At 66.5% G+C, this 11,917-nt stretch carries 12 protein-coding genes; 7 read left to right on the top strand and 5 right to left on the bottom strand.

Annotated features, from left to right (window positions below):
- The first annotated feature begins 92 nt into the window (after positions 1–92).
- Entirely contained in the window at positions 93–659 is a 567-nt protein-coding gene (locus tag LZ586_RS17340) for a benzoate/H(+) symporter BenE family transporter (protein ID WP_235077548.1), read from the top strand.
- A 1,292-nt stretch (positions 660–1,951) separates the two neighbouring features.
- Here the strand turns inward: LZ586_RS17340 and guaA are convergent.
- Entirely contained in the window at positions 1,952–3,511 is a 1,560-nt protein-coding gene (gene guaA / locus LZ586_RS17330) for a glutamine-hydrolyzing GMP synthase (protein ID WP_235077547.1), read from the bottom strand.
- Between the two features lie 511 nt (positions 3,512–4,022).
- Here guaA and LZ586_RS17325 point away from each other — a divergent pair.
- Genes LZ586_RS17325 through LZ586_RS17315 form a run of 3 tightly spaced genes read left to right on the top strand, consistent with a single transcriptional unit; the run spans position 4,023 to position 5,811 of the window.
- Complete coding sequence (locus tag LZ586_RS17325) at positions 4,023–5,000, top strand: alpha/beta fold hydrolase (protein ID WP_235077546.1); 978 nt, start codon at positions 4,023–4,025, stop codon at positions 4,998–5,000.
- Positions 4,997–5,353: a PadR family transcriptional regulator gene (locus tag LZ586_RS17320; protein ID WP_235077545.1), complete on the top strand. Its 357-nt coding sequence runs from the start codon at positions 4,997–4,999 to the stop codon at positions 5,351–5,353. Before LZ586_RS17325 ends, LZ586_RS17320 begins: the two co-directional genes overlap by 4 nt.
- Positions 5,350–5,811, top strand: a complete 462-nt coding sequence (locus LZ586_RS17315; RefSeq protein ID WP_235077544.1) for an HAAS signaling domain-containing protein — start codon at positions 5,350–5,352, stop codon at positions 5,809–5,811. The genes LZ586_RS17320 and LZ586_RS17315 overlap by 4 nt, the downstream gene beginning before the upstream one ends.
- 105 nt (positions 5,812–5,916) lie before the next feature.
- On the opposite strand, the gene LZ586_RS17310 is transcribed toward LZ586_RS17315, so the two are convergent.
- The 4 genes from LZ586_RS17310 to LZ586_RS17295 all read right to left on the bottom strand — a co-directional run bounded on the left by LZ586_RS17310 (position 5,917) and on the right by LZ586_RS17295 (position 9,886).
- Positions 5,917–8,064 (bottom strand): prolyl oligopeptidase family serine peptidase, encoded by a 2,148-nt coding sequence (locus LZ586_RS17310; protein ID WP_235077543.1) that lies wholly within the window; start codon positions 8,062–8,064, stop codon positions 5,917–5,919.
- Positions 8,065–8,177: 113 nt separating this feature from the next.
- Positions 8,178–8,600 (bottom strand): c-type cytochrome, encoded by a 423-nt coding sequence (locus LZ586_RS17305; RefSeq protein ID WP_235077542.1) that lies wholly within the window; start codon positions 8,598–8,600, stop codon positions 8,178–8,180.
- A 76-nt stretch (positions 8,601–8,676) separates the two neighbouring features.
- Positions 8,677–9,099, bottom strand: a complete 423-nt coding sequence (rplQ, locus tag LZ586_RS17300; RefSeq protein WP_235077541.1) for a 50S ribosomal protein L17 — start codon at positions 9,097–9,099, stop codon at positions 8,677–8,679.
- A 127-nt stretch (positions 9,100–9,226) separates the two neighbouring features.
- Entirely contained in the window at positions 9,227–9,886 is a 660-nt protein-coding gene (locus LZ586_RS17295; RefSeq protein ID WP_235077540.1) for a CGNR zinc finger domain-containing protein, read from the bottom strand.
- A 57-nt stretch (positions 9,887–9,943) separates the two neighbouring features.
- Between LZ586_RS17295 and LZ586_RS17290 the strand changes: the two genes are divergently transcribed.
- The 3 genes from LZ586_RS17290 to LZ586_RS17280 all read left to right on the top strand — a co-directional run bounded on the left by LZ586_RS17290 (position 9,944) and on the right by LZ586_RS17280 (position 11,831).
- A complete protein-coding gene (locus LZ586_RS17290) occupies positions 9,944–10,795 on the top strand; it encodes an AraC family transcriptional regulator (protein WP_235077539.1) in 852 nt (283 codons plus the stop codon).
- Positions 10,796–10,864: 69 nt separating this feature from the next.
- A complete protein-coding gene (locus tag LZ586_RS17285; protein ID WP_235077538.1) occupies positions 10,865–11,293 on the top strand; it encodes a VOC family protein in 429 nt (142 codons plus the stop codon).
- A 67-nt stretch (positions 11,294–11,360) separates the two neighbouring features.
- Entirely contained in the window at positions 11,361–11,831 is a 471-nt protein-coding gene (locus tag LZ586_RS17280; RefSeq protein WP_235077537.1) for a hypothetical protein, read from the top strand.
- Positions 11,832–11,917: the final 86 nt, after the last annotated feature.

Genomic DNA, 11,917 nt, shown 5'->3' with positions numbered 1-11,917 from the left:
CGCCAGCTCCCTAAGCTGACCATCGCAGGCGGACGAGGAGCCATCCTCGTCCGCCTGTTTGCCGTTCGAAGACGATGACAAGAGGGCGCCCCATGCTTCGATCCCTCCTTCCCCTCTCCGCCTGGTCCTCGGCGCTCGTCGCCGCCGCGCTGGGTTTTGGCGGCACGATCGCGCTGGTCATCCAGGCAATGGCCAATCTCGGCGCATCGGTCGATCAGACCGGGTCCGCAGTGACCGCCTTGTGCCTCGGCATCGCGATCGCCGGCGCTGCGCTTTCCTTCCGGCTCCGCATCCCGGTGGTGCTCGCCTGGTCGACGCCTGGAGCAGCGCTGCTGGCGACGGCGCAGCCGCTCTCCTGGCCGGTCGCGTGCGGCGTGTTCCTCGCTGCCGGGCTGATGACCGCGATGCTCGGCGCGATCCCCGCGCTCGCGCGGCTCGCCACGGCGATCCCCGCCTCGATCGCGTCGGCGATGCTGGCGGGCGTGCTGCTGCCTTTCGGACTCGAAGTGTTCCGCCTTGCGCCGAGCGAGCCGCTGCTCGTCGTCCTGCTGCGACACTCGCCTGCTGGTCGGCCGTGCACGGTATGGCGACGCTCGCGCTCGACGGTGGCTTACCAACCGGGGGAGCACGGCTCGAACACGCGGCGCTCTCGCTCGTAGTAGCGGGCTTAGCTACATCGAGACCGACCATGCCAAGATAGACAGCACCGTGCGTTACCTGGGCGTTGACGTAGAGGACGCTTTGGAATTGGCCGAGCGCACGGAGATCTGAGCCGGCCCACAATCGGTCGTCCAGACCACCCTTTCAGCTCCCCAACTCCGGACGCTCATTCACATCAATCCGACAGCCGCTATCCGGGCGCCGCACCAGCGGTTCGGACGTCTTTACGCGGTTGGAAAGCGGAATGGCGGCTTCAGAGCGTCAATCTTCAAAAGCTGACGCTCACCTTCCGTCGCTTCGCGCTTGTTCAATGGAGCAGAACTTGGCCCTAGCCCTGCCCTGCGGCCACAGCGACCATGAAGAGGAAGGCGATTCCAGCAAGCAGGGCAAGCGGGCCAAGCAAAAAGGAAAGAGCCGCACAGCCAGCGGCTGATTGAGCACTACGGTTCGAAGATGGAAGTAGCGCCCAAACCAGGAGTCCCAAACCGCCGAAAACCAGAAATCCTAGAGGTGTCATCGATCCCCTCCTACGCTGATACATGACGCCAAGAGGTATATTCTCCATTAATTGCTTTCCCGCCTCGGCTTGTGGATTGTGCGCGGAGGGGCGATGGCTTGCGGTCGTTGCCGAGCCTCCATTTGTCTGTGATAATTAGAAACATGATAGATCAGCCGATCGCATCTAAGGTGGTTAGCCTCCTGGCGGCTCATCGAAGCACATCTAGTGAAGAGATCGACTTGCCACACCGGCTCTGTGAAGATCTTGGCATGAGCGAGCGCGAGGCTGCGGAATTCTTAGCGCTTTTGCATTGTCAGTTCGGAACCGACCTACGGCACCTGCACCGGGAATGGGTTAGCCACTTCGAACCTCGCCTTGCGGCAGGGTGCGGCGTGTTATATCTTTTCTTCTCCCTTGCCGTAGCGGTGCTCGCATTTTGGGCCTCGCCGGTTGTCTTGCTGGTGCTCGCGCTAGTGGCAGGATGGTATTGGGTTTCACGAAAGACCGCACGAAGACGAACGCCGATCACAGTGGCGCAAGTGATCGCGGCGGCCGAGGCTGGGTCGTGGCCGAAACATTCCAAGTTTTGGTAGGGCCAGCGGACTGCTTTCGATCGCCAGGGTGCATGAGCCGAGCGGCGACTATTGAGCGGAAGCGGAAGGGCGGGTTATTGAGAGACACAATCGAGACCGGGCGCTTACAGTTGTATCCCCCAGACGAAAAAAGCCCGCATTTCTGCGGGCTTTTCCGTAGCGTATTGCCTCCCAGTGCCGGCCTGTACCGGAGGTCAGATCATTCCCATTCGATCGTACCGGGCGGCTTCGACGTGTAGTCGTAGGTCACCCGGTTGACGCCGCGCACTTCGTTGACGATCCGCGTCGCCACCCGCGGCAGAAAGTCGCCGGGGAACTGGAACGCGACCGCGGTCATCCCATCGGTCGAAGTCACCGCCCGCAGCGCCAGCACGCTGTCATAGGTCCGGCCATCGCCCATCACGCCGACGCTGCGCACCGGCAGCAGCACCGCGAACGCCTGCCAGATCGCATCGTACAGCCCGGCGTTGCGGATCTCCTCGAGGTAGATCGCATCGGCCTTGCGCAGGATGTCGCAGCGTTCCTTGGTGACTTCGCCGGGAATGCGGATCGCCAGGCCGGGGCCCGGGAACGGGTGCCGTCCGACGAAGATGTCGGGCAGCCCCAGCTCGCGGCCGAGTTCGCGGACCTCGTCCTTGAACAGCTCGCGCAGCGGCTCGACCAGCTTCATGTTCATGCGCTCGGGCAGCCCGCCGACATTGTGGTGGCTCTTGATCGTCACGCTCGGCCCGCCGGTGAAGCTCACGCTCTCGATCACGTCGGGATACAGCGTGCCCTGCGCCAGGAAGTCGGCGCCACCGATCTTCTTGGCTTCATCCTCGAACACTTCGATGAAGGTCTTGCCGATGAACTTGCGCTTGGCCTCGGGATCGGTGAGCCCGGCAAGCCCGTTCAGGAACAGCGTCTCGGCGTTCACATGGACGAGCGGGATGTTGTAATGCCCGCGAAACAGGCTGACGACCTGATCGGCCTCGCCGCTGCGCATCAGGCCATGATCGACGAACACGCACGTCAGCTGCTCGCCGATCGCCTCATGGATCAGCACCGCCGCAACCGCGGAGTCGACGCCGCCCGACAGCCCGCAGATCACGCGGCCGCTGCCCACCTGCGCGCGGATCTCGGCAATCTTGGCGGCGCGGAACTCCGCCATCGTCCACTCGCCCTTCAGCCCGCACACGTGCCGGACGAAATTGGCCAGCAGTCGCGCGCCGTCGGGCGTGTGCACCACCTCGGGGTGGAACTGCATCGCATAATAGCGCTTGGCGTCGTTGGCGATCACCGCATGCGGCGCGCCCGGGCTGGTCGCCACCGCGCGGAAGCCGGGCGCGAGCGCGGTCACCTTGTCGCCATGGCTCATCCACACCTGGTGCTTCTCGCCGACCTGCCACAGCCCGTCGAACAGCTCGCAATCGTCGACCACGTCGACGAACGCCTGGCCGAATTCGCCCGAATCCCCCAGCACCACGTCGCCGCCGAGCTGGTGAGTCATGGTCTGCTGGCCATAGCAGATGCCCAGCACCGGCAGCCCGGAATCGAAGATCTCCTGGGGCACGCGCGGGCTTCCTTCGGTCAGCACCGAAGCGGGCGAGCCCGACAGGATCACGCCCTGCGGCTTCATCCGCTCGAACGCCTCGCGGGCAGTGGTGAAGGGTGCGATCTCGGAATAGACCCCGGCCTCGCGCACGCGGCGCGCGATCAGCTGGGTAACCTGGCTGCCGAAATCGACGATGAGGATGGATTCGCTGTGCTCGACCGTCATGGCTGGCCGATAGGCAGGGTGCGCCGGTCTGTAAAGTCGGCCGCGCCGCACGGCAGGCGCCGACTCGAGAGCCGCGGATCAACCAACCTTTTGGTTGGATGAAGAACCCACGCATTTGCGCGGAACCGCGGCGCTTTGGACGAAGGTGAAGTTGGCGAAGTTCTTGTCTGCCGCAGGTTCGTGGCGGGGCAAGCGGGGGCGTAGAGACCAAGCATCGGCGAATACCAGCAAAGCAAATCCAACTTTGCCAGCTAATCCGCTGACCGTCGGCAAGCGAGTGGGTGTCAGATCTTCCACTTTCGAGCCGTAAGCGGTTCAGGCGGGCCTTCGTTCAAATTGCGGGTGGCTCCCTTTGCGGGCGCTAGCTGCCGCCGCAGTTTCGCGCAGGTGCTGATTTTTCGCTGACGCGCATCTCCCCGCTTCCGCAACATGACTTCCGCCAGGCGCCGGACCGTTGACAGTGCGACGCACACTGTGCAATGCATGCAGTCAGAGTAACGGAGTGTCACTCATGCACCGACTGCTTGTCCTTGCCTGCCTTTCGACCACGCTTGCCTGTTCGCCCGCTGTCGCTGCTTCCGGGGATCGGCAGGCCGCGACGGCGCTGGTGCAGGCGAACGGCGTGCAACTTGCCTATCGCATCGCCGGGCCGGCAAAGGGCCGGCCGCTGCTGCTGATCGCCGGGACGGGCATGCAGTTGATCGAGTGGCCGCCCGAGTTGATCGATCGCCTCGCCCGCGCCGGGTTCCGCGTCATCGTCTTCGACAATCGCGACGCCGGCACCTCGACGCATTTTTCCCGTGCGGGCTCTCCGGATTGGGCCGCAATTTTCGGGGCACTCGGCGCCGGCAAGAAGCCGGATCTTCCCTACACCGCCGACGACATGGCGAAGGACGCCGTTGCGCTGCTCGACCAGCTCGGGATCGCCCGCGCCGACCTGCTCGGCATATCGGGTGGTGCCACCATCGCCGCTCTCGTTGCGGAGGCTCGGCCAGAACGCGTCCGCTCGCTCAACCTCATCGCCGCGAACTCGGGCAATCCCCAGATCCCGATGCCGGCTGATCCTGCGACGCTGTCCGCCATTCCGCAGCCGTCCCCCAACGATGGCGCGCCGCAGGTGCTGGCCCGCCGGCTTGCCAGCTATCGCGCACTCGCCGGCCGCGCATCCGGCTTCGATGCCGACGCGGCGCGGCAGCTGATCGAACGGACCGTCGCGCGCGACGCGGACCCGGTCGGCTTCGCGCGGCAGGGCGCGGCGATGCTAGTGCTTGGCGATCTCCGCCCGAGGCTGGCCAAGATCCAGACCCCCACGCTGGTAATCCACGGTGGGGACGATCCCCTGATCTCGCCTAAATCGGGCCAGGAGGTTGCCGACACGATCGCCGGGGCGCGGTTCATGACGATCGAGGGCATGGGCCATGATCTGCCAGCCGGCAAAGGCGCGGCCATCGTCTCGGCCGTAAAAGCCAATGCGGCGAGAGCCCGTTGAGCGGAGGAACGCCCACGAAGCGGCCTGTCGCCGACGCGCTGCGCCAGGAGTTGCGACGCGGCACGTTGGTCCTCGCCGTCCTCGCCGTTCTGCGGGAGGAAGCGAACGGCACGGCGGTGCGCGATGCCCTGGCCGGCGGCGGCGTCGAGATAGAGGAAGGCGCGCTCTATCCCATGCTGCGTCGGCTCGAAGAACAGGCGCTGTTGACGAGCGAGTGGCGAATGGAGGGGTCGCGCAACAAGCGCTTCTACCGCCTCTCGTCCGTCGGCGCCGAGACCTATGCGGCCCTGATCGGCGAATGGCGTCGCCAGACTGCTGGGCTCGAAGCACTGACCGGGGAGCAAAGCCGATGACCGCCCTTGACCGATACCTGAAGCGGATGTCCTTCTGGATGCCGCGCGCGCAGCGATCCGACATCCTGGCCGAACTGCGCGGCGTGCTGCTCGAGCGGATCGAGGCCGCCGAGCTGGTGCGTGGGCGGCCGCTGACCAGCGACGAAGAGCAAGACGCGTTGGATGACTTTGGCCATCCCGCCCTGGTGGTTTCGCGGTATCTGGAGCGCCCCCCGGTGATCTCGGGTGGTCTGGCCTTCTTCTTCTGGCGCGTGCTGGCGATCGCGCTGATCGGGACAGTGGTGGGGCAGGCGATCGCGTTGACGATCGAGGCGGCACATGCGCAGTCGCTATGGCCGGTGATCGAGCAAGCAGTCCGGCGAACCCTGCTCGCGCTCCTGCTCGCCTTCACCTGCGTCACGGCGAGCTTCATGCTCCTTGATCGCCGCTATCGCGCAGGCCGAGGGCGGGCTTGCTGAGGCCGAAACAAGGCCGGCTCGCGGGTAGCGCCTCGACCGTGCTGGACGACGAGGCGTGGCGGAAGCTGCCGTTCGCCCGCGGGAGCGAACGGCAGCAGCGCCTGGTCAGCGCGGCTTTACGTCCATGCCCGTCCACTTGGCGGCAAAGGCGTACAGGTCCGACGTTTCCTCGATGATCTTGTCGGTCGGCTTGCCCGAGCCATGTCCCGCGCGTGTCTCGATGCGGGCGAGGTGCGGCTTGTCGCCGATGTCCGCCGCCTGCAGCGCGGCGGTGTATTTGAAGCTGTGGCCGGGCACGACGCGATCGTCGGTGTCCGCGGTGGTCACCAGGATCGCCGGATAGTCCCGCCCGCCCTTGATATTGTGATAGGGCGAATAGGCGTAGAGCCGCTTGAAGTCGGCCTCCTTCGACGGATAGCCATAATCGTCGACCCAATAGCGCCCCGCGGTGAACCGGTCGAAGCGCAGCATGTCCATCACGCCCACCGCCGGCAGCGCCGCCGCGAACAGGTCGGGCCGCTGGTTGACCACCGCGCCGATCAGCAGCCCGCCATTGGAGCCGCCCTGGATCGCCAGCTGGTTCTTGCCGGAGATGCCTTCGCGGATCAGATACTCGCCCGCGCCGATGAAGTCGTCGAACACGTTCTGCTTGTTGGCCAGTCGTCCGCCATCGTGCCACGCCTTGCCATATTCGCCGCCGCCGCGGATGTTGGCCAGCACGAACACGCCGCCCTGCTCCATCCACGCCACCCGGGCCGCCGAGAAGCTGGGGGTATAGGGCACGTTGAACCCGCCATAGCCCCACAGCAATGTCGGTGCCGGCCCGGTGGTGGTCGCCTTGCGCACCACGAACATCGGCACCTTGGTCCCGTCCTTCGACGCGAAGAAGCGCTGCTCGACCTTGTACTGGCTGGGGTCGAACGCGACCTTGGGCTGCGCCCAGGGCGTCGCCTGGCCGGTCTTCACATCGTAGCGGAAGATCGTGGTGGGATAGTTGAAGCTGGTGAACGCGAAGAAGGTCTCGGGATCGTCCACCTCCCCGCCAAAGCCGCTCGCGGTGCCGATGCCCGGCAGGGTCACCTTACCCTCGGCCTTGCCGTCCAGCGTGTAGCGGCGCACCTCGGTCTTCGCGTCGACCATATAGTTGAGCACCAGCCGCCCGCCGACGATCGACGCGCCCGCCAGCGTTTCCTTCTGCTCGGGCACGATCTCCTTGGGCGTCAGACTCGGATCGTTGAGGTCGATGCTGACGATCCGGTCGCGCGGCGCGCCGGCATTGGTCGAGAAGAACAGCCGCGAGCCCTGGTTGCCGATCGCGCTCCAGTCGTTCTCGAGCCGGCCGATGATCGTCCGCGGCGTCCAGCTGGGGTCGCTCAGGTCGACGACATGCACCATGTTGCGGTTGTCGGTGCCTTCGGTGGTGCCGATCACCAGATACCGGCCATCGTCGGTGATCCCGGCATAATGGCCGAGCTTGGGGTTCTCCGGAGTCGCATAGACCAGCCGGTCGGCGGACTGCGGCGTGCCCAGCTTGTGGAAGAACACCTTCTGGTTCTCGCTGGTGGCCTGAAACTTCTCCGCGGCGGGCGGCTCGGGATAGCGCGAGTAGAAGAAGCCGGTGCCGTCCTTCGCCCAGGACACCCCCATCGTGTACTTGGCCCAGCCGATCTCGTCGCCGGTGTCCTTGCCGGTCGCGGTATCCAGCACCTTGATCGTGCGCCAGTCGGTCCCTCCGTCCTGGATCGAATAGGCCAGCAGCTTGCCGTCCTCGGAGGGCAGCCACTCGGCCAGCGCCGTCGCCCCGTCCTTCGACCAGCCATTCGGGTCGATCAGCACGCGCCCCTGGCCGTTCAGCTGGTCGCGCACCCACAACACCGCCTGGTTCTGCAGGCCGCTATTATGCGAATAGAAGTAGCGCCCGCCCTTCTTCACCGGCACGCCGAAGCGCTCATAGTTGAACAGCGTCTTGATCCGCTGCGCGAACAGCTGGCGCCCGGGCAGCGTCGCCAGATAGGCGTTGGTCACCTGGTTCTGCGCCGCCACCCAGGCCGCGACTTCCTTGTCGCCGCGGACGTCGTTCTCCAGCCAGCGATACGGGTCGGCGACCTTCACCCCGAACTGCTGCTCCACCACGTCGACGCGGCGGGTCTGCGGATAAGCGGGCTTGGTCATGGGTGCGGAAGGCTCCGAAGCGGTCTGGGCAAGTGCGGGAGAAACGAAAAGAAGCGGAAGGGCAAACAGGGTGCGGCGCATCAAAGGCCTTTCGTCGGCAGGTGCATGAGGTACGCCGAAAGCTATCCGCCGAGCGCCGGGCTTGTCACCGCTTTTCGTGTGTCTGGCTCGCAATCCTCCCAGTGCCTTGGAGGTTAGTTCGCCCGCAGAAACGCGATCACGTCCGCCCGGTCGAGCGGATCGGCAATCCCGCCGAACCGCATGCTGGTCCCCGGGGCGAAGCGCTGCGGCGCGGTCAGCCACGCGTCCAGCGCCTCGGGCGTCCACACGCCCGGCTTCGCCTGCAACGCCGCGCTGTAGCCGACCCGCGCCCGCCCCTCGGCGATTCTCCGTCCCACCACGCCGTGCAGGTTGGGCCCGTTCAGGTCCGGCCCGCCCTCGCGGACCGTGTGACACGCCGCACATTGCCCGAACAGCCGCCCTCCGCGCGCCGCATCGCTTACCCGCAAATAGTCGGCCAGCGTGGGATCGGCCCCCGCCGCCGCGCGCCGCTCAGCCAGGCCGCTGTCGCCGCACCCGCCCAGCGCCACCGCCGCCACCAGCACCCAACGCCGCATCGCCGCCTCCCGGAACGAAAAAGGGCGGCCGCACCGCAGTGCCGCCGCCCCCGAATTTCTCAACGTCCTGAAGCGATCAGGCGGCGTCGGCGAAATCGTCGTCGTTATAGACCGGGCCCGAATCCTGGCCCTTGGCCGACACGTCGCGGTCGACGAACTCGATGATCGCCATCGGCGAGGCGTCCGACTTGCGGATGCCGGCCTTGATGATGCGGGTATAGCCGCCGGCGCGATCGGCATAGCGGGTCGCCAGCACGTCGAACAGCTTCACCAGCTGCGCGTCGTCGAGCAGGCGCGAATGCGCCAGACGGCGATTGGACAGGCCACCCTTCTTCGCCAGCGTGATCAGCTTCTCCACATAGGGACGAAGCTCCTTCGCCTTGGCGACGGTGGTGGTGATCTGCTCATGCTTGATCAGCGCGGCCGACATGTTGCGGAACAGGGCCAGGCGGTGAGCCGAGGTACGCTGCAGCTTACGGCCGCCAACACGATGACGCATAATCTCTTCCTTCGTTCGTTAAGGGGCCGTTTGACGGAACCCCAGACCAGGCGGTGATCAGGGCCACCGCCAACAACCCACGCGCACAAACGCGAAGCGGCGCCCAAAGCCGACCTGGCTCGCAAAGTCAAGCGCTTCCCGCTTTCCCCCGCTTCCGAAACGCCGCCACCTTGGCGCGGTTGCCACAGCCGCGCATCGAGCACCAGCGCCGATCGCCCTTGCGTGAGGCGTCCAGGAACACCGTCCCGCACCCCTCGCCTTCGCACCCTTTCACGCGCCCGGCAGCATCGCCCCCGAACAGCAAGACCGCTTCGCGCGCGAGCGCCGCCAGGTGTGCGCCCGCGCTTCCTTCGCGCACCACATGCCCTACAGCATCCAGTACCGGCACGGCGGCGTCGCCCGCCGCAGCCGCGTTCACCGCCGCCAACGCCCACTTCCCACCAGCACCGCTCGCCAGGGCAAAGAACGCCTCGCGCAACCGCCGCGCGCTGTCCAGCTCCGCCTGGCTCACCTTGTCCACCGCAGTCGCCACCCCGGCGCTGATCAGCCAGCGCCGCAGATCCTCGGGCGTCGCCAACAGATCGAGCGCCCTGCCACTTGCCCGCGCCGTTAACGTTGCGGTAAGATCCAGTACTGGGTGTCCGGCCAAGAACCGGAAACCGTCACGCCGCTGAGCGGTTGATTGCGAAGCAGCCCTCACGAGCAGGAACGTAACCGCTCCAGCCAGACGCGGCAACCGCCCCGACGGGTTACGGTAACCAGTCGGGGCCGACGTCGTAACCACCATGGACCTCCGGTTCCGGGACACTCTGGACGGGCGGCGACCCGCGCCGCATCCTGGGCCATGCGCACGCCAACCCGACTCCGTGAGTTCGACGACGGCAACGACCGGTGGCACATGGTTGATGTCGCCCCCGCCGAGCATCTGCGCGACGCGATCAGTGGCTATGGCTGGTGGTCGGAAAGCACCACTTCGTTCGATACGCGCCGAGAGCTGGCCGGCACGCGGGGCACGCTGATCGTCAACCTGGCCAGCGACCTCGACCTGGTCGACGCGCAGGGAAACGCGGTCCGGCTGCGCGCTGGTGAGGGCTTCATCGCGGGACTGGCCCAGGCGACCTCGCTGTCGCGCTCCACCGGCGCGATGGCCGGGGTCCACGTCCAAGCCCCCCTGGCGACACTGGCGCGCCTGGCAGGCACCAGCATAGCCGATCTCACCGACCGGATCGTCCCGCTCTCCGACTTGCCCGCCTTCGACATGCTGCGCCTGGGAGACAAGCTGCTGGACGTCGTGGATGCCGAAGCGCGCTGGACACTGCTCGACACATTGATCGGCGACCGGCTGGCCGCCGCCGCCGACCCGTCTCCGGCGATCGCGCACATCGCCCGGCGCCTGCGTGCCGGGGCGCGGGTCGAGGCGATCGCGACCGAACTCGGCTGGAGCCGCAAGCGCCTGGCCGAAACCTTCAAGCAGGCGACAGGGCTTGAGCCGCGCACCTATGCCGGCCTCGCCCGGTTCGAACGCTTTGCCGCGCGATTGCAGGCGGGCCCGGCGCTGCCGCTCGCCCAGGCCGCGGTTGCCGCCGGCTATGCCGATCAGCCGCACCTCACCCGCGAGGTCGCACGCTATGCCAGCATGACCCCGGCCGCGCTTCGCCGGCATCTTCTGCCAGACGGCGGCGGCGTCCGCGAGTGACGCAAAGCTTCAAGATCGGCTTCCCCGGTGCCGCTATCTCGGAGCCGCAGCAAATTGGGAGAAACCACCATGCCCGTTACCCCCGCGATCATTCCGGTGCTCCGTTATGCCGATGCACCCGCCGCCATCGCCTTTCTATGCGCCGCATTCGGCTTCACCCGCCACGCGGTCTATGCCGATCCGGACGACCCGAACCGGATCGCCCACGCTCAGCTGATCAAAGACGGGCACATGATCATCCTGTCATCCGCAGTGCCGACGCCGTTTTCCGAGGCCGTCCGCATGCGCACGCCGACCCAGGCCGGTGCCGTCACGCAATCGATCTACGTCGTGCTCGATGATGTCGACGGGCACGCGGCGACCGCACGGAGCGCGGGTGCCGAGATCGTCCTGCCGCCGGAGGATCAATCCTATGGCGGCCGCAGCTACAGTGCGCGTGATAGCGAGGGGAACGTCTGGACCTTCGGCAGCTACGATCCGTCGGCGGATGCAGGATAGACGCGGGCCGGCCCGCCACCGCGAACAACGTCATTCCCGCGCGTCCTTGCTGTGATAGGCTGGCCGCATGCGCCCGTTCGACCAGCCCGTAACCGCGAAGATCCTCGCCTTTGTCGAGAGGGTCGGCATCCCCGTGGAGATTGCCGATCTGCCCCACGCCACGGTGCTTCCGGGCATGGACGTGGTCCGCGGACGGCTGATCGTCGACCCCGAGCGCCTTGGTTGGCCTGGGGACCTGCTGCACGACGCCGGGCATATCGCAGTCAGCGATCCCGCTTCGCGCGCGACGGCGGAGGCGGTCTCCCCCGATCAGGGTGAGGAAATGGCGGCGATTGCATGGTCCTGGGCGGCGGCTCTGGAGATCGGCATCGATCCCGCGATCGTGTTTCACGATGCCGGCTATGGCAGCGGCGGCGGCTACCTGGCCGAGAATTTCGCGGAAGGGCGCTATGTCGGCGTGCCGCTCCTGCAATGGTTCGGCATGACGCGCGAGCGCGGCGAGGGTGCGTTTCCAGCGATGCAGCGCTGGGTGCGCTGACGCTCCGCTTCCGACGGCTTCGGCTCGGCGCCGCCGCCAAGGCATGAAAAAAGGCCGTCCCTTGCGGGACGGCCTTTTTTGTCTCC

This window comes from Sphingomonas sp. S2-65, from assembly GCF_021513175.1.
Lineage (GTDB): Bacteria > Pseudomonadota > Alphaproteobacteria > Sphingomonadales > Sphingomonadaceae > Sphingomonas.
Note: the sequence above shows the minus strand (reverse complement) of the source record. Positions and strands in the feature narration are given on the sequence as shown.

Excerpts from the sequence above, each read along its gene's own strand:
- LZ586_RS17340 (WP_235077548.1), top strand. The coding sequence starts at position 93 with ATGCTTCGATCCCTCCTTCCCCTCTCCGCCTGGTCCTCGGCGCTCGTC.
- guaA (WP_235077547.1), bottom strand. The coding sequence starts at position 3,511 with ATGACGGTCGAGCACAGCGAATCCATCCTCATCGTCGATTTCGGCAGC.
- LZ586_RS17325 (WP_235077546.1), top strand. The coding sequence starts at position 4,023 with ATGCACCGACTGCTTGTCCTTGCCTGCCTTTCGACCACGCTTGCCTGT.
- LZ586_RS17315 (WP_235077544.1), top strand. The coding sequence starts at position 5,350 with ATGACCGCCCTTGACCGATACCTGAAGCGGATGTCCTTCTGGATGCCG.
- LZ586_RS17310 (WP_235077543.1), bottom strand. The coding sequence starts at position 8,064 with ATGCGCCGCACCCTGTTTGCCCTTCCGCTTCTTTTCGTTTCTCCCGCA.
- LZ586_RS17305 (WP_235077542.1), bottom strand. The coding sequence starts at position 8,600 with ATGCGGCGTTGGGTGCTGGTGGCGGCGGTGGCGCTGGGCGGGTGCGGC.
- rplQ (WP_235077541.1), bottom strand. The coding sequence starts at position 9,099 with ATGCGTCATCGTGTTGGCGGCCGTAAGCTGCAGCGTACCTCGGCTCAC.
- LZ586_RS17295 (WP_235077540.1), bottom strand. The coding sequence starts at position 9,886 with ATGGTGGTTACGACGTCGGCCCCGACTGGTTACCGTAACCCGTCGGGG.
- LZ586_RS17290 (WP_235077539.1), top strand. The coding sequence starts at position 9,944 with ATGCGCACGCCAACCCGACTCCGTGAGTTCGACGACGGCAACGACCGG.
- LZ586_RS17285 (WP_235077538.1), top strand. The coding sequence starts at position 10,865 with ATGCCCGTTACCCCCGCGATCATTCCGGTGCTCCGTTATGCCGATGCA.
- LZ586_RS17280 (WP_235077537.1), top strand. The coding sequence starts at position 11,361 with ATGCGCCCGTTCGACCAGCCCGTAACCGCGAAGATCCTCGCCTTTGTC.